This is a genomic window from Rhizobacter sp. P5_A1, assembly GCF_056400745.1.
Window position 1 is genome coordinate 1 of record NZ_JBFUKR010000013.1, and the last position, 19,629, is coordinate 19,629.

A 19,629-nucleotide genomic window follows, 5' to 3' on the forward strand; every position below is an offset into this window, starting at 1 on the left:
CGTCGGCACCGACGCCAGCGACACCGACGCCGGCCGCATCGGTACCGCCCCCGACGCGGGCTCAGGCCCAGGCGCCGGAGCCCGCCCCCGCCCGGGCGCCAACCGAGCCGGCGGCGCCACCGCCGACAACCGTCGCAGCGGCCACGCCGCCCACGCCGGAACCCGCTTCGGCCGCCGCACCCGACCCGGCGCGCCTGCTCGCCGGCGAGTCCCCCGCCGCCGGCCGGCGCCAGACCCCCGCAGCACCGACGCGGTCGACACGCACCGCCGCCGCGACGCCGGTCGCCGCCAATCCGCGCAGCGCCTGCGAAGGCCGGACCGAGTTCGCGCTGTACCGCTGCATGCTGCAGCAGTGCCAGTCGAAACGCTGGTCGCTGCACCCGCAGTGCGTGCTGCTGCGCCAGACCGACCGCGTGAACTGACCGGCGGGCTGCGCCGGGCAGGATCAGCCCCGGTTTGCGACAATCGCGCGATGACCTCGACCGACCTGCAAGCCGTGATCGCCCACATGGGCGCGGCCGCGCGCGCCGCGAGCGCACGCATGGCCGCGGCGCCGACCGCCGCGAAGAACGCCGCGCTGCTCGCCCTCGCGCACCGGCTGCGCGCCGCGCCCGAGGTGCTGCGCCGCGCCAACGCGCTCGATGTCGATGCCGCCGTCCAGGCCGGCCTGGCCGCGCCGCTGGTCGATCGGCTGAAGCTGAGCGACGCGATCATCGAGACCGTCGCGCAGGGCTGCGAGCAGATCGCCGCGATGCCCGATCCGATCGGCGAGATCACGAACCTGCGCCGGCGCCCGAGCGGCATCCAGGTCGGCCAGATGCGCGTGCCGCTGGGCGTGTTCGGGATGATCTACGAGAGCCGGCCGAACGTCACGATCGAGGCCGCGTCGCTGGCGATCAAGAGCGGCAACGCGGCGATCCTGCGCGGCGGCTCGGAGGCGATCCACTCGAACCTCGCGCTGTGGCAGCTGGTGCAGGCGGCGCTGGTCGACGCCGGCCTGCCGCCCGACGCGGTGCAGCTGGTGCAGACGACCGACCGCGCCGCGGTCGGCTACCTGATCGGCTCGCCCGAGGCGGTCGACGTGATCATCCCGCGCGGCGGCAAGGGCCTGATCGAGCGCGTCGCGCGCGAAGCGAAGGTGCCGGTGATCAAGCACCTCGACGGCAACTGCCACGTGTATGTCGACGCGAGCGCCGAACTCGAACTCGCGCTGCGCGTGACCGACAACGCGAAGACGCAGAAGTACAGCCCGTGCAACGCGGCCGAATCGCTGCTGGTGCACGCGGCGATCGCGCCCGCGTTCCTGCCGCCGCTCGGCGCGCTGTTCGCTGCGAAGGGCGTCGAGATGCGCGGCGATGCGGCCTCGCTCGCGCTGCTGCGCCCGGTGCCGGGCCTGGCGCTCGCCGCGGCGACCGAGCAGGACTGGTCCGACGAATACCTCGCGCCGGTCATCAGCGTGAAGATCGTCGCCGGCCTCGATGCGGCGATCGCCCATATCAACCGCTACGGCTCGCACCACACCGACGCGATCCTGACCGAGACCCACTCGCACGCGATGCGCTTCCTGCGCGAGGTCGATTCGGCCAGCGTGATGGTCAACGCGTCGACCCGCTTCGCCGACGGCTTCGAGTACGGCCTCGGCGCCGAGATCGGCATCAGCACCGACAAGTTCCACGCGCGCGGCCCGGTCGGTCTCGAAGGCCTGACGTCGATGAAGTGGATCGTCCTCGGCCAAGGCGAAATTCGCGGTGCTTGATGTGGCAAGCGACCCGCGCCATGCGCTGGTCCTGTTCTCCGGCGGGCAGGATTCGACCGCCTGCCTCGCCTGGGCGCTGGAACGCTACGCACATGTCGAGACGATCGGCTTCGACTACGGTCAGCGCCACGCGGTCGAGCTCGAATGCCGGCCACGGGTGCGCGCCGCGCTGCAGGCGCAGTTCCCGCACTGGGCGCGCAGGCTCGGCGACGATCACCTGCTCGACCTCGCGCTGCTCGGCCAGATCTCCGACACCGCGCTGACCGACGCGCGCGCGATCGAGATCAGCGCGCAAGGTCTGCCGAACACCTTCGTGCCGGGCCGCAACCTGATGTTCTTCAACTTCGCCGCCGCGCTCGCGTACCGCCGTGGCGCGAGCGTGCTGGTCGGCGGCATGTGCGAGACCGACTTCTCCGGCTACCCCGACTGCCGCGACAACACGCTGCGCGCGCTGCAGGTCGCGATCAGCCTCGGGCTCGACGCGCCGATGACGATCGACACGCCGCTGATGTGGCTCGACAAGGCGCAGACCTGGGCGCTGACCGAGCAGCTCGGCGGCACGCCGCTGGTCGAGCTGGTCATCGAGCACACCCACACCTGCTACCTCGGCCAGCGCACGCAGCGCCATGCCTGGGGCTACGGCTGCGGCGCGTGCCCGGCCTGCGCGCTGCGGCGCGCCGGCTACGAGCGCTGGCTCACGGCCTGAGCCACGGCGCGAGTGCCTGCGCACCGGGTGGCGTGAGCAGCAAGGCGCGCGAGTCCTTCGTGCGCCGCAGCCAACCTTGTTCAAGGCTGTGATCGAGCAGCGTGACCGCCAGGCTGCCGGCAAGGTGATCGCGCCGCTCCGACCAGTCGAAGCACGCGTGCGCGAAGCGGCGCGCGTCGGTGGCCTCGCCCGGCAGCTCGATGCCCAGCGCGCCCAGCTCGTCGCGCCCCGCCGCGCTGAGCGCGTAGTGGCCGTCGCGCGCCGCGAGCGTGCCGCGCGCGAGCAGCCCTTCGAACAGCGCGACGCCGAGTTCGCCGGCGATGTGCCGGTAGCAGGTGCGCGCTGCCTTCAGCGGCCTGTAGGCGCCGCGCTGCCACTTGTCGGCGTTCACACTGCGCTCGGCGACGAAGGACAGCGCCTCCAGCACATGCGCAACCTCTTCGCCGGCGAGCCGCACGTAGCGGTGCCGCCCCTGCGTGCGCAGCACCACCAGTTCGGCGTCGAGCAGCTTCGCGATGTGCGCGCTCGCGGTCTGTGCGCTGACGCCGGCAGCGCTCGCGAGCTCGCCGGCCGCGAGGAACTCGCCGCCCATCAGCACCGCCAGCATGCGCGCGCGGGTCGGGTCGCCGATCATCGCGGCGACTTTCGCGAAACGCGGTTCGGGTGAGGTCATGTCGGGTCAGCCCAGGTGCAGCGCGCTGCGCACCGCGAGGTACGCGCCGAGCGCGAGCAGGCCGCAGAAGAAGATCGTCTTGAAGGTCTCGGGTTGCACGCGCAGCCGCAGCCACTGGCCCGCGCCCATGCCGGCCAGCGCCGGCAGCAGCGCGAGCGCCGAACCGGCGAGCGCGCCGGTCTGCAGCGCACCGCTGCTGCCGAGCGTGATGCCGAGCGCGATCGTCGAGACGAGGAACGAGATGCCGAGCGCACGCACCAGCTCTTCCTTCTCCATGCCGAGCGCCTGCAGGTAGGGCACGGCCGGGATCACGAACACGCCGGTCGCGGCGGTGACCAGGCCGGTCGCGAGGCCGACCAGCGGTGCGAGCCAGGCCTCGTGCGCCGGCGCCACGCGCGGACGCCAGTGCAGCAGCCCGAGCGCGGCGTAGGCGAGCAGCGCCAGACCCAGGCCCAGGCTCGCGAGCGACGCACCCTGGCCGGTCAACCAGCCGGCGCCCGCCCAGGCCCCGGCGCAGACGCCGAGCAGCATCGGCGCGAGCCGCTTCAACAGCGCGGCCAGCCCCGGCCCGCCGATCTGCCACAGGTTCGTGATCAGCGACGGCACGACCAGCAGCGCCGCGGCCTGCGCCGGCAGCATCAGCACGCTGAGCAGGCCCATCGCGATCGTCGGCAGGCCCAGGCCGACGACGCCCTTGACGAAGCCGCCGAGCGCGAACACGCCGGCGACGAGTGCGAAAAAGATCGGAGCGGGAGCATCGGACATGGTGCCAAAGCCGGATTGTTGTCGATGCCCGGATGATCGAATGCAGCCGCTCACAAATGCTTCGCTCTGCATCGAAGCATCGCGCGTGCGTTGTCGTAGAGTGCGGCCCCATGACCACCACCCAAGTCATCGTCGGCGTCGCAGCGGTGCTGCTGTTCTGGAGCGTCGGCGCCTACAACCGGCTGGTTCGGCTGCGCGGCGCGATCGTGCGCCAGTTTGCGCCGGTCGACGCGGAGTTTCGCGCGCGCCATGCGTTGCTGCTTCAGCTGCTCGACGCGCTCGCGCCGCTGCTGACCCACGCCGCGCCGCGCATCGAGGCCTTGCGCGCGGCCTGTGGGCAGGTCGACGCGGCCTGCGCGCACGCGAAGCTGCGCCCCGGCGCGACCGGCGCGATCACCAGCCTGCGCCTGGCCGACGGCATCCTCGCCGAGGCGCGCGCGCGGCTGCCGGTGCAGAGCGCGCCGGGCAGCGAGCTGGCGGCGTTGACGGCGCAGCTGCAGGCCAGCGACGCGACGCTCGCGTTCGCGCGGCGCCAGTTCGACACCGCGGTGCTCGAATACAACCACGCGGTGCGACAGTTCCCGACACTGCTGCTGGTCGGCCTGTTCGGCTTTCGCAGCGCCGCAACGCTCTGACAACGCCCGACACCCGAACCGCGAGGCCACCCGATGACCGACATCGCCAGCGCCAGCGCCGACGAGGTCGACCCCGAGCGCCGCGCGATCTTCCACCTGTCGCGCGTCAATGGCGCGCTCGAACTGCAGGCTGCGGTGCTCGCGCTGCTGTTGCCGCCCGACAGCCGGCGCGCCGCGCGCGCCTGGGAGATCGAGACCGACGACACGCCCGAGGCGCGCGCGCTGCTCGCCTACGCGCGTCAGCTCTCGGGCCGCGCGCGGCTGCCGTGGTTCGAGACGCTGGTCTCGCGCATGCGCCGCCAGTCGCCCGCGGCGCGCCGGCAGCTGCTCGAAGCGACGCGCCGCGTGATGGCCGCGCGCGGCGCCGTGCGGCCGATCGACCGGCTGCACTGGCTCGAGATGCGCCGGCGCCTGGGCAGCGCCTCCGGCAGCGGCGCGCGCGGCGCCGCGGCGAGCGATCTGGCGCAGCTGCCGCGGCGGGATGTGGTGGCGATCGCGACCTACAGCGCGTTCCTGTCGCGCATGGTGCCGATCGACGCCGCCGACGCACCGGACGCGGCCGCGCCCGGCATCGCCTGGTACGACGCGGCGATGGCGCGGTGGCGCGGGCCGATCCCGCCCTGCACGCCGCCGCACGCCGAGGGTCTCGTGCGCGCGCTGCGGCAACTGCAGGCGCTGCCGTCGATGCAGCGGCCGGCGCTCACCCGCGGCTGGGTCGACGCAGCGCTGCAGCACAGCACCCTCGACCGCCTCGGCGACGGCGCCGCCGATGCGCTGCGCCTGAGCTGCGCGCTGCTCGATTCGCCGCTGCCGCCCGAACTGGCGCGACACTACACGCTCCCGGCCCACGAGACGCCCCCATGATCAAACCCGGTTCGCTGCTGTTCGCCGCCGCGCTGTCGGCCGCCGGTCCTGCGGCCGCGCAAGACGCCGCGGCACTGCGCGCGCGCAGCCTCGCGGCGACCTGCGCGCAATGCCACGGCACCGACGGCCACACGCCGCCCGGCGTCGCGATGCGTACGCTGGCCGGCATGCCGGCGCCCTACCTGACCGAGCAGATGCAGGCCTTCAAGAACGGCGTGCGGCCCGGCAGCGTGATGCCGCAACTCGCGAAGGGCTACAGCGACGCGCAGATCGCGCAGCTCGCGGCCTACTTCGCGTGGCCCGCCGCGGCATCGAGCCGACCATGAAGCGCCGCGACCTGCTGAAGCGCACCGGCGCGGCCGCCGCACTCGGCGGCCTGGCGGCGCTCGGCCCGGCCGGCTGCGCGGTGGGCGCGATCGGCGCGCCCGACAGCGCGCGCGTGCTCGTCGTCGGCGGCGGCTACGGCGGCGCGACGGCCGCGAAGTACCTGCGCCTGCTCTCGCAGCACAAGCTCGATGTCGTGCTGGTCGAGCCCGAGGCGGCATTCGTCTCGTGCCCGCTGTCGAACCTTGTCGTCGGCGGCAGCCGCACGATGAACGACATCACGCGACCCTACGACAGCCTGACCGCGCTGCACGGCGTGCGCGTCGTGCGCGACCGCGTCGCGCGCATCGACCCGGTCCAGCGCGTCGCGGTGCTCGCATCCGGCGCCAGCCTGCGCTACGACAAGCTCGTGCTCGCGCCGGGCGTCGAGATGATCTGGGACGGGGTCGCCGGGCTGCGCGCCGCCAGCGAATCGGGCCGCATCCTGCAGGCCTGGAAGGCCGGTGCGGAGACGGTCGCACTGCACCGCCAGCTGCAGGCGATGCCGGACGGCGGCGTGTTCGCGATCGCGATCCCCGAGGCGCCGTACCGCTGCCCACCCGGGCCGTACGAGCGCGCGTCGCTGGTCGCGAGCTACTTCAAGACCGCGAAGCCGAAGTCGAAGGTGCTGATCCTCGACGCGAACGAAGACGTGACGAGCAAAGGCGCGCTGTTCAAGCGTGTCTGGGCCGAGTCGTACAAGGGCCTGCTCGAGTACCGGCCGCAGCACAAGGCGATCGCCGTCGACGCGGCGACGAACAGCGTCAAGTTCGAGATCCAGGACGACGTGCGCGCCGACGTGCTGAACGTGCTGCCACCGATGCGCGCCGGCGCGATCGCGGTCGCGACCGGCCTCGCGAACTCGAACGCGCGCTGGTGCAACGTGAACTGGCTGAACTTCGAATCGACCGCGGCGCGGCACATCCACGTGATCGGCGACTCGATCCAGATCGCCTCGCTGATGCCGAAGAGCGGGCACATGGCGAACAGCCACGCGAAGGTCGTCGCGGCAGCGATCGTCGCCGAGCTGAACGACTGGGAGCCCGACCCCGCGCCGATGCTGAGCAACACCTGCTACAGCTTCGTCGACGACACCCGCGCGGTGCACATCGCGAGCGTGCACGGGTACGCGGCGGCCGAGAAGACCTTCGTGCCGGTGCCCGGCTCGGGCGGCCTGTCGGCGGCGCCGAACGAGCTCGAAGCGGCGCTCGCGTTCAGCTGGGCGCGCTCGATCTGGGCCGACACCTTGGGCTGAACGCGGTTCGGGCTCAGCGCATCGAAGTCCACTTCTGCGCGCTCGCCGCCGACTCGACCGTCTTCTCGATGAAGCGCACGCCGCGCGCACCGTCTTCGATGCGCGGGTAATCGGCGTCTTCGGCCGAGGCCGGCACGCCGTGCGCCAGGCGTGAACGGATGTCGGCCGCGACGCCGACATACAGGTTCGCGAACGCCTCGATGAACGCCTCCGGGTGCCCGGCCGGCAGGCGGCAGGCACGCCGCGCGGGCTCGCTGAGCCACGGCGAGTTGCGGGTCAGGATCATCCGCGGGCCGTCGATCGGCGCGTGCACCAGGTGGTTCGGCTCTTCCTGGCGCCAGTCGAGCATGCCGCGCTCGCCGAACACGCGCAGGCGGATGTCGTTCTCGTTGCCGACCTCGATCTGCGACGCGATCAGCACGCCGCGCGCGCCGTTCGCGAAGCGCAGCAGCAGGTTGCCGTCGTCGTCGAGCCGGCGGCCCGGCACGAAGCTCGTCAGCTCGGCGCACAGGCTCTCGATCTCGAGGCCGGTGACGGTCAGCGCGAGGTGCTCGGCATGCGAGCCGATGTCGCCGATCGCGCCGGCGAGGCCGCTGCGCGCCGGGTCGGTGCGCCAGCCGGCCTGCTTGTTCGCCCCGGCCTCGAGCTGCGTCGCGAGCCAGCCCTGGTGGTACTCGACGATGACCTTGCGCACCGCACCGATCGCGCCCGCGCGCACCATCTCGCGCGCCTGCCGCACCATCGGGTAGCCGGTGTAGTTGTAGGTCACCGCGAACAGCGTGCCGCGCTGCGCGACGCGCGCGACCAGGTCGTCGGCCTGCGCGCTCGTGTGCACCAGCGGCTTGTCGCACACGACATGAAAGCCGGCATCGACGAAGGCGCGCGCGACCTCGTAGTGCACGTGATTGGGCGTGACGATGCTGACGAGGTCGATGCGTTCGTCGGCCGGCCGCTTCAGCTCGTCTTCGAGCAGCGCCTGCCATGCCGCATGATTGCGCGCGTCGGCCAGGTGCAGGTCACGGCCCGACGCGCGGGCCTTCTCGGGCGACGCGGACAGCGCGCCGGCGACGAGCTCGTAGTGCCCGTCGAGCGCCATCGCGTGGCGGTGCACCGCGCCGATGAAGGCGTCGCGGCCGCCGCCGACCATGGCATACCGCAAACGTCGATTCGGCAGCTGCCGATCCGCAAGGCCGTCGCTCATGTCCTTGGCGCCTGCCGGCTCTTGTCGAAGACCGCGTCGAACGCGCCCTGCGCCGGCTTGAAGTCGAGCCGCCGGCAGAACGCGGCGCTCTCGGTGGCGCCGTGCACGCGGTCCATGCGGCTGTCTTCCCACTCGACCGACAACGGCCCCGCGTAGCCGACATCGTTGAGCGCGACGATCAGCGACTCGAAGTCGATCATGCCGCGGCCGACGCTGCGGAAGTCCCAGCCGCGGCGCGGGTCGCCGAAACTGGTGTGGCCGCCGAAGGTGCCGACGCTGCCGTCGCCCTTGCCCCACCACACGTCTTTCATGTGCGCGTTGAAGATGCGCGGCCCGAAGCGGCGGATGAACTGGATGTAGTCGACGCCCTGGTAGCCGAGGTGGCTCGGATCGAAGTTGAAGCCGAAGCGCGCGTGGCCACCGACCGCGGCGAGCGCGCGCTCGCTGGTCGCGATGTCGAAGGCGATCTCGGTCGGGTGCACCTCGAGCGCGAAGTTCACGCCGGCCTCGTCGAACGCGTCGAGGATCGGCCCGAAACGCTGCGCGAAGTCGGCGAAGCCTGCGTCCCAATACGCCTGCGTCGTCGGCGGAAAGCCGTAGACCGAATGCCAGATCGACGAACCGGTGAAGCCGGTGACGGTCGGGACGCCGAACGCGGCCGCGGCGCGCGCGGTGTCTTTCAGCTCGTGCGCAGCGCGCTGGCGCACCCCCTCGGGATCGCCGTCACCCCACACATGGGCCGGCAGGATCGCCTCGTGCCGCGCATCGATCGGATCACACACGGCCTGGCCGACGAGGTGATTGCCGATCGCGAAACAGCGCAGCCCGTGCGCGTCGAGCAGCGCGCGCTTGTCGTCCAGGTATGGCTTCGACGCGAGCGCTTGGCGCACGTCGAAGTGGTCGCCCCAGCACGCGAGCTCGAGGCCGTCGTAGCCCATCCGTTGGGCCAGCGGTGCGAGCTCGGCGAGCGGCAGGTCGGCCCACTGGCCGGTGAAGAGCGTGATGGGGCGCGCCATGGCGGGTTCTCCTTCAACTGTCCTCAGAACGGCGAGTCGGGGAAGTAGAACTCCTTCGCGCTCGCCTTGGTGATCAGCACCGACGGGATGATCGTCTTCGCCGGCAGCTTCTCGCCCTTCAGGCGCGCCTCGGCGGTCAGCTTGATCGCGTCGTACATGAACTTCGGCGAGTACGAGACGTTCGCCTGGATGCGCGGATCGCTGCCGTCCATCAGCGTCTTGATCGCGCCCTTCGCGCCGGCACCGCCGAACACCAGTTTGATGTCGGTGCGCTTGGCCTGGTCGATCGCCTTCAGCACGCCGACCGCCATGTCGTCGTCGGCGGCCCAGACCGCGTCGATCTGCTTGAAGCGCGTCAGGTAGTCCTGCATCACCTTGAACGCATCGTCGCGGTTCCAGTTGCCGTACTTCGCGTCGAGCAGCTTGATGTCGGGGTGGTTCTTCATCACGGCGTTGAACGCGTCCATGCGCTCGTTGTCGAGCGTCGTCGCGATGCCGCGCAGCGCGACGATGTTGCCCTTGCCGTTCAGCTGCTTCGCGATGAACTCGGCCGGGATGCGGCCGAACGCGGTGTTGTCGCCGGCGACGTAGGCGTCCTGCGCCGACTCGTCGGTCAGGCCGCGGTCGACGACGGTGACGTACACGCCCTTGCTCTTGACCTGCGCGACGGGCTTGGTCAGCGCCGCGGATTCGAACGGGAACACGACCAGCGCATTGATCTTCGTGACCGTCAGCAGGTCCTGCAGCTGGTTCGCCTGTTCGCCCGCGTTCGCGGCGGTCTTGACCGTGACCTTCAGATCCGGGTACTTCTTCTCGAGCTCCTTCTTCGCTTCGTTGGCCCACCAGACGATGCCGGCGGTGAAGCTGTGCGTCGCCGCGGGAATCGCGACGCCGAGGTTGACCTTGTTCTGCGCCAGCGCGCCGGCACTGCTCGCGGCGAGCGCCAACGCGAGAACGGTTCTGCGGGTGATGAATTTCATTTCTTGTCTCCGTCTGTGGCTGATGAAAGTGCAGCACCGGGCTGCGGGAAGAAACTCGAAAGGAGCGCCTAGTGCCGCCGCTGCATGAACGCGACGACGATGATCACGACCCCCTGCACGGCCGCGTTCAGGTAGACGCTGATGATGCTGGTGAGGTTCAGGATGTTGCTGATCACCGAGAGCAGCACCGCGCCGATCACGGTGCCGGTGATGCTGCCGGCGCCGCCCTTCAGCGCGGTGCCGCCGACGATCACCGCGGCGATCGCCTCGAGCTCCCAGAGCAGCCCGGTCGTCGGCGAGGCCGAGCCCAGGCGCGGCACGTAGAGCAGCGTCGCGATGCCGACGCAGACGCCGAGCAGCGCATACGTCAGCAGCTTGATGCGGTCGACATCGACCGCGGCGTAGCGCGCGACCTGCTCGTTCGAGCCGATCGCCTGCACGTAGCGCCCGTACGCGGTGCGGTTCAGCACCAGCGCACCGAGCAGCGCGACGACGAGAAAGACCCACACCGGCACCGGCACGCCGAGCAGCGCGCCGTAGTAGACCGGCGCATAGGCATCGGCGAGCGTGTTGTCGAGCGTGATCGCGCCGCCGTTCGACAGATACGTCAGCACCGCGCGGAAGATGCCGAGCGTGCCGAGCGTGACGATGAACGGCTCGATCCGGCCCCGCGTGATCAGCAGGCCGTGCGCGAGGCCGAAGACCGCGCCGAGCAGCAGCGCGAAGCCGGCGCCGAGCGCGACGACGAGGACCGGCGCGAGCCCCTTGTCACCCAGCGCGTTCATCATCAGGATCACGCCGCCGGCGATCAGCGCGGCCATCGAACCGACCGACAGGTCGATGCCGCCGCTGATGATCACGAAGCACATGCCGACCGCGATGATGCCGATGAAGGCGGTGCGCGTGAGCACGTTCATGGCGTTGTCGAGCGTCGCGAAATCGGCGTTCAGCAGCCCGCCGGCGAGGCACAGCAGCACCAACCCGAGGATCGGCCCGATGCCGTGCACGCGCGACCACCACGCGCGCGCGCCCTCGCGCAGCGCGGCGCCGCCGCGGTCCGGTTGTGCTTCAGTGTGTTCCGGTGGCATGAGCGATCAAGACCTCTTCGGTGAGTTGCTCGTCGACCCCCAGCGTGGCCTGCTGCACGCCGCCGCGCATCACGACGATGCGGTGGCAGATGCCGATCAGCTCCATCAGCTCGCTCGAGACGACGATGACGGCGCGGCCTTCGCGGGCCAGGCGCTGGATCAGGAAGTAGATGTCGCGCTTGGCGCCGATGTCGACACCGCGCGTCGGCTCGTCGAGCACGATCACTTTGGGCTGCGGATGCAGCACCTTCGCGAGCGCGAGCTTCTGCTGGTTGCCGCCCGACAGCGACGAGGCCCTGATCGCGAGGGAACCGGTGCGGATGCCGAAATCCGCGACCGCCGCCTTCAGCGCGGCCGTCTCGGCCTCGGGGCGCAGCCAGGGCGCGGCATAGCGGCGCAGCGCCATCAGGGTCAGGTTCTCGCGCAGCCCGAAGTCGACATGCAGCCCCTTGCCCTTGCGGTCTTCGCTGAGGTAGGTCAAGCCCTGGTCGGCGGCCTCGCGCGGACTGCGCAACCGCGCCGCGCGACCGGCGATCTCGATGCGACGCGCGGTGTGCGGCCGCAGCCCGAGCAGGCCCTCGAACAACTCGGTGCGCCCGGCACCGACGAGCCCGGCGAAGCCGAGGATCTCCCCGGGCGCGACCTCGAAGCTCACGTCGCGCGCCCACCCCGGCACCGTCAGGCCCTGCACCGAAAGCAGCGGCGGCGCGCTCGCGGACGAGTCAGGGCGCGGATCCTTGGCCGGGTACAGGTCGGCGAGGTCGCGGCCGACCATCAGATTCGCCATCTGGCGGCGCGTCACGTCGCGGGTCGGCGCGCGGGTCACGAAGCGGCCGTCGCGCATCACGACGATCTCGTCGGTCACGCGTTCGACCTCGTCGAGCTTGTGCGAGATGTAGACGATCGTGACGCCGTCGGCCTTCAGCTGCGCGATCAGCGCGAACAGGCGCTCGGTCTCGCCCGGCGTCAGCGTCGCGGTCGGCTCGTCCATGATCAGCAGTCGCGCCTTGCGCTGCAGCGCCTTGGCGATCTCGACCAGCTGCTTCTCGGCGACGATCAGGCGCTTGACCAGCGTGTCGGGGTTCGCGTTCAGTCCGACCTGCCGCAGCACGCGCACGGTCTCGACGCGCATCGCGGCGTCGTCGAGCCACGCGCCCGCCCGGCCGCCCGAAGGGCGCGTACCGAGGTGCGCAGCACGAAGGAACCCCATCAGACCGCGCGTCTTCTCGTGGCCGAGGAAGATGTTCTGCGCGATGGTCAGATCCTCGGCGAGCGCGAACTCCTGGTGGATCATCACGATGCCGCGCGCCTCGGCGGCGCGCGGGCCGTCGAAACTCAGCGCCTCGCCGTCGATGCGCAACGCGCCGCCGCTCGAGCGCTCGTAGCCGGCGAGGATCTTCATCAGCGTGCTCTTGCCGGCCCCGTTCTCGCCGAGCAGCCCGATCACCCGCCCCGGCGCGATCTCGAAACTGACGCCGTGCAGCACCTGGACCGGGCCGAAGGACTTGACGATGTGGTCGAACGCGACGGCGGTCATGCAAGCACCTTCCCGCGCCCGCGCAGCGCTTCCTGCATCGCGAGCACGCCGGCGCCGATCAGGCCGGACTGGTCGCCCAGCGGCGTGCCGAGGATCTCCAGGTGCCGCGTCGACAGCGCCAGCGAGCGCTGGTAGACGCTCTGCCGCAGTGCCGCGAGAAACAGCGGCCCGATGCGCGTGACGCCGCCGCCGACGAACACGTGCGACGGGTTGAAGAAGTTCACGACCGACGCGAGCATCTGGCCGATCAGCATGCCCGAGCCCTGCACGATCGCGTTGGCCGCAGCATCGCCGGCACGGCTCGCCTGGCCGACGTCTTCGGGCGTCAGCTGGCCCTGCTCGGCGAGGCGCTCGGCCAGCATCGCGCTGCGCCCGCCCTGCGCGGCCTCGGCCGCCTGGCGCGCAATCGCCGGCCCGGCCGCCATCGTCTCGACGCAGCCGAGGTTGCCGCAGTGGCAGCGCGGCCCGTCGGGTGCGACGCAGATGTGGCCGACGTCGCCGGCCGAGCCGTTCGCGCCGCGATAGACCTCGCCGTGGCAGACGACCCCGCAGCCGATGCCGGTGCCGACCTTGATGACGAGGAAGTTCGGCAGCGTGCGCTTCAGGCGCCACAGCTCGCCGAGCGCCATCAGGTTCACGTCGTTGTCGACCCAGACCGGCGCTTCGTAATCGGCACGCAGGTCGTCGCGGATCGAGTAGCTGTCCCAGCGCGGCATCAGCGGCGGCTCGACGAGCTGGCCGCTCGCGAAATCGACCGGCCCGGGCACCCCGACGCCGATCCCGATCACCTGGCGTGGCTTGATGCCGCCGCGCGCGAGCAGTTCGCGCATCAGCGTGCGCATGCGCGACAGCACGATGCCGGGGCCGTCGCGCACGTCGATCGACTCGCCGTGGCGCGCGAGCACCTGCAGGTCGGGCGTCAGCACGGCGACCTCGACACTGGTGGCGCCGAGGTCGGCGCACAGCAGCACGCCCAGGCCGCGATGCAGCTGCAGGGTTTCGGCGCGGCGCCCGCCCGACGACGCGCGCAGCCCGATCTCGTCGAGCCAGCCTTGTTCGATCAGCCCGGCGACCACGGCGTTGGCGCGCGTCTTCGAGAAATTGAGCTGCGCCGACAGCGCCTCGCGCGACGGGCCATGCGACCAGAACACGCCCTCGAGCACGCTCAGTTCGTTCGCCGACAGCTGCGCCCAACGGCCCATCGATTGCGTCTCCTGGTGGTTGTTCCGGCTCGGGCTCTGCGGCCCCGGTGGCGGAAATGGTAGGAGTCGGACTTCAGCCGCGCAAGCGCGATCTTCGACCTGATTCGGTTTTAACTAAATGGTCGCTCGCGCACTGGCGCAAACCCGGCTGACATCGGGCGGCGCCCGGCCTAGCATGAATACACCGCAGAACAGCGCGTTGGCCCGGTGGCACAAGCACCGGCACGAGCGCGCGGAAAGGGTCTTCTTGCAAGCGACCGATATCCACGCCCCCGACTATTTCCACAAGGTCGTCGACTGCCAGTGGGCTTGCCCGGCCCACACCCCCGTCCCCGAATACATCCGCCTGATCGCGGCCGGCCGCTACACCGACGCCTACATGGTCAACTGGGCGTCGAACGTGTTCCCCGGCATCCTCGGCCGCACCTGCGATCGGCCCTGCGAGCCGGCCTGCCGGCGCGGCCGCGTCGAGGAGGCGCAGGCCGCGAAGCCCGAGCCGGTCGCGATCTGCCGGCTCAAGCGCGTCGCCGCCGATTTCAAGGACGACGACATCTCCGACCGCTTTCCGCGGCCGGCGCAGGTCAAGAATGGCAAGCGCATCGTGTGCGTCGGCGCGGGCCCGGCGGCACTGACGGTCGCACGCGACCTGGTGCCGCTCGGCTACGCGGTCACGGTGTTCGACAGCGATGCCAAGGCCGGCGGGATGATCCGCTCGCAGATCCCGCGCTTTCGCCTGCCCGAAGAGGTGATCGACGAGGAAACCGGCTACGTGCTGAAGCTGGGCGTCGAGTTCCGGGCCGGCACCCGCATCGAATCGTTGCGGGCGTTGCTCGAGGACACGAGCAACGGCGGCTGGGATGCCGTCTTCGTCGGCTCCGGCGCGCCGCGCGGCCGCGACCTGAAGCTCCCCGGCCGCGGCGAGGCCGCCGCGCACATCCACATCGGCATCGACTGGCTGTCGTCGGTCTCGTTCGGCCATGTGACGCGCATCGCGAAGCGCGTGATCGTGCTCGGCGGCGGCAACACCGCGATGGACTGCTGCCGCAGCGCGCGGCGCCTCGGCGGCGCGGACGTGAAGGTCATCGTGCGCTCGCCGTTCGACGAGATGAAGGCCTCGCCGTGGGAGAAGGAAGACGCCGCGCACGAGGCGATCCCGATCCTCGATTGCCTCGTGCCGACCGCATTCCTGCACGACGGCCACGGCAAGCTCACCGGCATGAGCTTCGACAAGGTGCGCGCGCAGCGCGACGCGAACGGCCGCCGGCAACTCGTCTCGACCGGCGAACCCGCGCAGGTCTTCGAGTGCGACGAGGTGCTGGTCGCGGTCGGCCAGGAGAACGCGTTCCCGTGGATCGAGCGCGACATCGGCGTCGCGTTCAACGAGCACGGCATGCCGGTGCTGAACGACGTGACCCTGCAGTCGAGCCGCCCCGAGGTGTTCTTCGGCGGCGACGCGGCGCTCGGCCCGAAGAACATCATCTGGGCCGTCGCGCAAGGCCATGCCGCGGCGATCTCGATCGACAAGTTCCTCCACGGCGAAGACGTGAGCGTGCGGCCGGCGCCGGGCGTCACGCTGGTGTCGCAGAAGATGGGCATCCACGAGTGGAGCTACGACAACGCGGTCAGCGGCGACACGCGGCTGAAGGTGCCGTGGCGCGACGTGAACGCCGCGCTGCGCAACATCAAGGTCGAGGTCGAGCTCGGCTTCGACGTGCAGGCGGCGTGGAAGGAAGCGCAGCGCTGCCTGAACTGCGATGTGCAGACGGTGTTCAACACCGGCCAGTGCATCGAGTGCGATGCCTGTGTCGACATCTGCCCGACCGACTGCATCACCTTCACCGGCAACGGCGACGAGGCCGATCTGCGCACCCGCCTGCGCGCGCCGGCGCGCCATGCCGACCAGGCGCTGTACGTCTCGAGCGAGCTGAAGACCGGCCGCGTGATGGTGAAGGACGAAGACGTCTGCCTGCACTGCGGCCTGTGCGCCGAGCGCTGCCCGACCGGCGCGTGGGACATGCAGAAGTTCATGATCGATCAGACCCAGGCGGGCCGCGGCTGCCGCGAACATCACGCGAAGGCGGCCTGAATGAAATCTCGGCGTTGGATGTCGTTGCGGCTGCTTGTGAGGGCCCGCCCCTTCCGACGCTCGACGCGTCGCGGCAGGCGGTACCCGGTGCGGGCTCATGCTGTGGCGGTCGGTGCTGCGCACCGACTGCACTGCGCTGCTCGGTCCACGGTCGCGCCGCAGAACTCGCTCCGTTCGCTGCGCTCACTGCACTCAAACAGCCGCGGCGAGTCAGACCACGAAGCACGCGCTGCACGCGTGCCGACCCCGGCCCTGCGCTGCTCGTCGCCACAGAAATCGCCCGCACCGGGTACCGCCTGCCGCGAAGCCCACCCGCCGTGGCGTTCCCGGAAGAGACGCCTCGACGGTTCCGCAAAGGCGAGAGCGGGCAGGCTGGCGAGGGCATCAAGAAGCCAGCGCCGAGCAGCGCAGCGCAGCAGGGTCGGCGCGCTTGCGCGCCAAGTCCGCGTGTCTGAGGCCCGTACTCGGGCCGAGTTTGCGGACTTGCCCTGCGGAGTGAGCAGCGCAGGGCACCCCGACGCAGTCGGGGCGCGGCTTCAGCCCTCGTCGGCCTGCCCGCTCTCGCCTTTGCCGCTCCAACGGAGCAACTGAGATGAAAAGCAAACCCCGCATCGAAGCCACCAACGACTTCGTCGTCAAGTTCGCGAACGTCAACGGCTCGGGCTCGGCCTCGGCGAACGAGCTGTTCGCACGCAGCCTGTTGCGCATGGGCGTGCCGGTCAGTCCGCGCAACATCTTCCCGAGCAACATCCAGGGGCTGCCGACCTGGTACGAGGTGCGGGTCAACGAAAAGGGCTACCTCGGGCGACGCGGCGGGGTCGACCTGATGGTCGCGATGAACCCGCAGACCTGGGCGCAGGACGTTGCCGAGATCGAGCCGGGCGGCTACCTGCTGTACGACAGCAGCAAGCCGCTGCCGCCGGCCAGGCTGCGCGACGATATCCACCTGCTCGGCGTGCCGCTCGCCGACCTCTGCGCGACCCGCTACGCCGACCCGCGCGAGCGCCAGCTGCTGAAGAACATCGTCTACGTCGGCGTGCTCGCGGCGATGCTCGGGATCGAGCCCGAGGTGATCGCCACGCTGCTCGGCGAGCAGTACAAGGGCAAGGCGAAACTGATCCAGCCCAACCTCGACGCGTTCATGATGGGGCTGCACCACGGCAGCGAGTATTTCGACGATGCGCTCGGGCTGAAGATCGAACGCCGCGACGCAGTGGGCAAGCGCATCTTCGTCGAGGGCAACGCGGCCGCGGCGCTGGGCTGCGTGTACGGCGGCGCGACGGTCTGCGCCTGGTACCCGATCACGCCGTCGTCGTCGGTCGCCGAGGCGTTCCAGAAGTACTGCGGCCGGCTGCGCGTCGACAAGGCCACCGGCAGGAACAAGTTCGCGATCGTGCAGGCCGAGGACGAGATCGCCTCGATCGGCATCGTCACCGGCGCCGGCTGGAACGGGGCGCGCGCGTTCACCTGCACCTCGGGACCGGGCGTCTCGCTGATGACCGAGTTCATCGGCCTGGCCTACTTCGCCGAGATCCCGGTGACGATCATCGACGTGCAGCGCGGCGGCCCGAGCACCGGCATGCCCACGCGCACGCAGCAGGCCGACATCATCAGTTGCGCGTATGCCTCGCACGGCGACACCAAGCATGTGCTGCTGTTCCCGGAAGACCCGAAGGAATGCTTCGAGTTCGCCGCGAAGTGCCTCGACCTTGCCGACCGGCTGCAGACGCCGGTGTTCCTGATGACCGACCTCGACATCGGCATGAACCACCGCCTGTGCGACCCGCTCGAGTGGAACGACGCGGTGCCGATGGACCGCGGCAAGGTGATGAGCGCCGCCGAGCTCGACGCCGGTCGTGACTTCGGCCGATACCTCGATGTCGACGGCGACGGCATCCCGTACCGCACCTACCCCGGCACGCATCCCGAGAAAGGCGCCTACTTCACGCGCGGCACGACGCGCGACGCCTACGCGCGCTACTCCGAAGCCGGCCCCGACTATCTCTACAACGTGCAGCGCCTGCTGACCAAGTTCGAGACCGCGAAGGAGCTGGTGCCGCAGCCGGTCGTGCGCCAGGCGGCGCGGCCGACGCGCGCCGGCGTGATCCACTTCGGCTCGACCAGCCCGGCGATGAGCGAGGCCTTCGACGCGCTGCAGGCGCAGGGCGTGCATGTCGACGTGCTGCGCATCCGGGCGTTCCCGTTCAGCGCCGCGGTCGACGCGTTCATCGCGGCGCACGACACGGTCTTCGTCGTCGAACAGAATCGCGATGCGCAGCTGCGCACCTTGATCGTCACCGAGCAGCAGGTCGACCCGGCGCGGCTGACGCCGGTGCTGCACTACGACGGCACGCCGATCACCGCGCGCTTCATCACCGACGCGATCGCGGCGCACGTGCGCGCGAACAACGTCGCGCCGATTCTGAAGAAGGGGCAAGCCGCATGACCTACCTCGCGAAGCCCAGGCTGCACCATCCAACCTTGCCGAAGAACGCGCTCGGCTTCATGCGCCGCGACTACGAAGGCAAGATCAGCACGCTGTGCGCCGGCTGCGGGCACGACTCGATCTCGGCCGCGCTGGTGCAGGCCTGCTGGGAGCTCGAGATCGAGCCGCACCGCGTCGCCAAGCTCTCGGGCATCGGCTGCTCGAGCAAGACGCCCGACTACTTTCTCGGCGCCTCGCACGGCTTCAACACCGTGCACGGCCGCATGCCCTCGGTCGCGACCGGCGCGAACCTGGCGAACCGCGAGCTCCTGTACCTCGGCGTCAGCGGCGACGGCGATTCCGCGAGCATCGGGCTGGGCCAGTTCGCGCATGCGATGCGGCGCGGCGTGAACATGACCTACATCGTCGAGAACAACGGCGTCTATGGCCTGACGAAGGGCCAGTTCTCGGCCACCGCCGACGCCGGCAGCAAGAGCAAGAAGGGCGTCGTCAACACCGACACCGCGATCGACCTGGTCGCGCTCGCGCTGCAGATGGGCGCGAGCTATGTCGGGCGCAGCTTCTCGGGCGACAAGGAGCAGCTCGTGCCGCTGCTGAAAGGCGCGCTGCGGCACCACGGCGCCGCGCTGATCGACGTGATCAGCCCGTGCGTCGCGTTCAACAACCATGCCGGCAGCACGAAGAGCTACGACTACGTGCGCGCCCACAACGAGGCCGTGAACCGGCTCGACTTCATGCCGCACCGCGACGCGATCACCGCGATGTATGCGCCCGGCGAAGTGATCGAGATCACGCAGCACGACGGCAGCGTGCTGCGGCTGCGCAAGCTGAGCGCCGGCTACGATGCCGGCGACCGGCTCGCCGCGATGGCGCACATTGCCGCGCACGAGGCGCGCGGCGAGATCCTGACCGGGCTGCTGTATGTCGACGGCGACGCGCGCGATCTGCACGAGCACCTGAACACCGTCGAGACACCGCTGAACCGCCTGACCGACGCACAGCTGTGCCCCGGCAGCGCGGCGCTCGCGGCCATCAACACGGAGCTGGCCTGACAGA

At 70.6% G+C, this 19,629-nt stretch carries 17 protein-coding genes and 1 pseudogene; 10 read left to right on the plus strand and 8 right to left on the minus strand.

Translation table 11 applies throughout. The features are described from left to right. From AC1DTW_RS15450 to queC, 3 genes and pseudogenes are all read left to right on the plus strand, one after another. Window positions 1-422, plus strand: a pseudogene (locus AC1DTW_RS15450) (hypothetical protein); the annotation flags it as partial. A gap of 50 nt (window positions 423-472) precedes the next feature. Next, window positions 473-1,756 (plus strand): glutamate-5-semialdehyde dehydrogenase, encoded by a 1,284-nt coding sequence (locus AC1DTW_RS15455; RefSeq protein ID WP_477982111.1) that lies wholly within the window; start codon window positions 473-475, stop codon window positions 1,754-1,756. A 1-nt stretch (window position 1,757) separates the two neighbouring features. Further along, window positions 1,758-2,462, plus strand: coding sequence for a 7-cyano-7-deazaguanine synthase QueC (queC, locus tag AC1DTW_RS15460; protein WP_477982262.1), 705 nt, complete (start codon window positions 1,758-1,760; stop codon window positions 2,460-2,462). Here the strand turns inward: queC and AC1DTW_RS15465 are convergent. Then, window positions 2,452-3,135: an ArsR/SmtB family transcription factor gene (locus AC1DTW_RS15465; RefSeq protein WP_477982112.1), complete on the minus strand. Its 684-nt coding sequence runs from the start codon at window positions 3,133-3,135 to the stop codon at window positions 2,452-2,454. The two genes, queC and AC1DTW_RS15465, sit on opposite strands and share 11 nt — an antisense overlap. A gap of 6 nt (window positions 3,136-3,141) precedes the next feature. Further along, window positions 3,142-3,900 (minus strand): sulfite exporter TauE/SafE family protein, encoded by a 759-nt coding sequence (locus AC1DTW_RS15470; RefSeq protein WP_477982114.1) that lies wholly within the window; start codon window positions 3,898-3,900, stop codon window positions 3,142-3,144. Between the two features lie 110 nt (window positions 3,901-4,010). Here AC1DTW_RS15470 and AC1DTW_RS15475 point away from each other — a divergent pair, with 110 nt between their 5' ends. From AC1DTW_RS15475 to AC1DTW_RS15490, 4 genes are read left to right on the plus strand one after another with little or no spacing between them, the layout of a single operon-like run. Further along, window positions 4,011-4,535 carry a LemA family protein gene (locus AC1DTW_RS15475; RefSeq protein WP_477982115.1) on the plus strand — a complete coding sequence of 175 codons (525 nt, stop codon included), beginning with the start codon at window positions 4,011-4,013 and terminating at the stop codon, window positions 4,533-4,535. Between the two features lie 33 nt (window positions 4,536-4,568). Beyond that, window positions 4,569-5,399: a hypothetical protein gene (locus tag AC1DTW_RS15480; protein ID WP_477982117.1), complete on the plus strand. Its 831-nt coding sequence runs from the start codon at window positions 4,569-4,571 to the stop codon at window positions 5,397-5,399. Then, window positions 5,396-5,725, plus strand: coding sequence for a c-type cytochrome (locus tag AC1DTW_RS15485; RefSeq protein WP_477982118.1), 330 nt, complete (start codon window positions 5,396-5,398; stop codon window positions 5,723-5,725). The genes AC1DTW_RS15480 and AC1DTW_RS15485 overlap by 4 nt, the downstream gene beginning before the upstream one ends. Further along, window positions 5,722-7,017 carry an FCSD flavin-binding domain-containing protein gene (locus AC1DTW_RS15490; RefSeq protein WP_477982119.1) on the plus strand — a complete coding sequence of 432 codons (1,296 nt, stop codon included), beginning with the start codon at window positions 5,722-5,724 and terminating at the stop codon, window positions 7,015-7,017. The genes AC1DTW_RS15485 and AC1DTW_RS15490 overlap by 4 nt, the downstream gene beginning before the upstream one ends. Before the next feature lie 13 nt (window positions 7,018-7,030). Here AC1DTW_RS15490 and AC1DTW_RS15495 read toward each other — a convergent pair whose 3' ends face one another. The 6 genes from AC1DTW_RS15495 to AC1DTW_RS15520 form a co-directional block, all read right to left on the minus strand. Continuing rightward, complete coding sequence (locus tag AC1DTW_RS15495) at window positions 7,031-8,218, minus strand: Gfo/Idh/MocA family protein (protein ID WP_477982120.1); 1,188 nt, start codon at window positions 8,216-8,218, stop codon at window positions 7,031-7,033. After that, the gene (locus AC1DTW_RS15500) at window positions 8,215-9,234 is read right to left on the minus strand and encodes a sugar phosphate isomerase/epimerase family protein (protein ID WP_477982121.1); all 1,020 of its coding nucleotides are present in this window, start codon (window positions 9,232-9,234) and stop codon (window positions 8,215-8,217) included. Before AC1DTW_RS15500 ends, AC1DTW_RS15495 begins: the two co-directional genes overlap by 4 nt. Before the next feature lie 23 nt (window positions 9,235-9,257). Next, window positions 9,258-10,214, minus strand: coding sequence for a substrate-binding domain-containing protein (locus AC1DTW_RS15505; RefSeq protein WP_477982123.1), 957 nt, complete (start codon window positions 10,212-10,214; stop codon window positions 9,258-9,260). 68 nt (window positions 10,215-10,282) lie between these two features. Further along, complete coding sequence (locus AC1DTW_RS15510; protein WP_477982124.1) at window positions 10,283-11,302, minus strand: ABC transporter permease; 1,020 nt, start codon at window positions 11,300-11,302, stop codon at window positions 10,283-10,285. Next, on the minus strand, window positions 11,283-12,839 hold the full coding sequence (locus AC1DTW_RS15515) for a sugar ABC transporter ATP-binding protein (protein ID WP_477982125.1): 1,557 nt from the start codon (window positions 12,837-12,839) through the stop codon (window positions 11,283-11,285). The genes AC1DTW_RS15510 and AC1DTW_RS15515 overlap by 20 nt, the downstream gene beginning before the upstream one ends. Next, window positions 12,836-14,041 carry an ROK family protein gene (locus AC1DTW_RS15520; protein ID WP_477982126.1) on the minus strand — a complete coding sequence of 402 codons (1,206 nt, stop codon included), beginning with the start codon at window positions 14,039-14,041 and terminating at the stop codon, window positions 12,836-12,838. The genes AC1DTW_RS15515 and AC1DTW_RS15520 overlap by 4 nt, the downstream gene beginning before the upstream one ends. A 247-nt stretch (window positions 14,042-14,288) precedes the next feature. On the opposite strand from AC1DTW_RS15520, the gene AC1DTW_RS15525 reads away from it, so the two are divergent. From AC1DTW_RS15525 to AC1DTW_RS15535, 3 genes are all read left to right on the plus strand, one after another. Further along, window positions 14,289-16,127, plus strand: coding sequence for an FAD-dependent oxidoreductase (locus AC1DTW_RS15525; RefSeq protein WP_477982127.1), 1,839 nt, complete (start codon window positions 14,289-14,291; stop codon window positions 16,125-16,127). 592 nt (window positions 16,128-16,719) lie between these two features. Beyond that, entirely contained in the window at window positions 16,720-18,573 is a 1,854-nt protein-coding gene (locus AC1DTW_RS15530) for a 2-oxoacid:acceptor oxidoreductase subunit alpha (RefSeq protein WP_477982128.1), read from the plus strand. Next, the gene (locus AC1DTW_RS15535; protein WP_477982130.1) at window positions 18,570-19,625 is read left to right on the plus strand and encodes a 2-oxoacid:ferredoxin oxidoreductase subunit beta; all 1,056 of its coding nucleotides are present in this window, start codon (window positions 18,570-18,572) and stop codon (window positions 19,623-19,625) included. Before AC1DTW_RS15530 ends, AC1DTW_RS15535 begins: the two co-directional genes overlap by 4 nt. Window positions 19,626-19,629 lie beyond the last annotated feature (4 nt).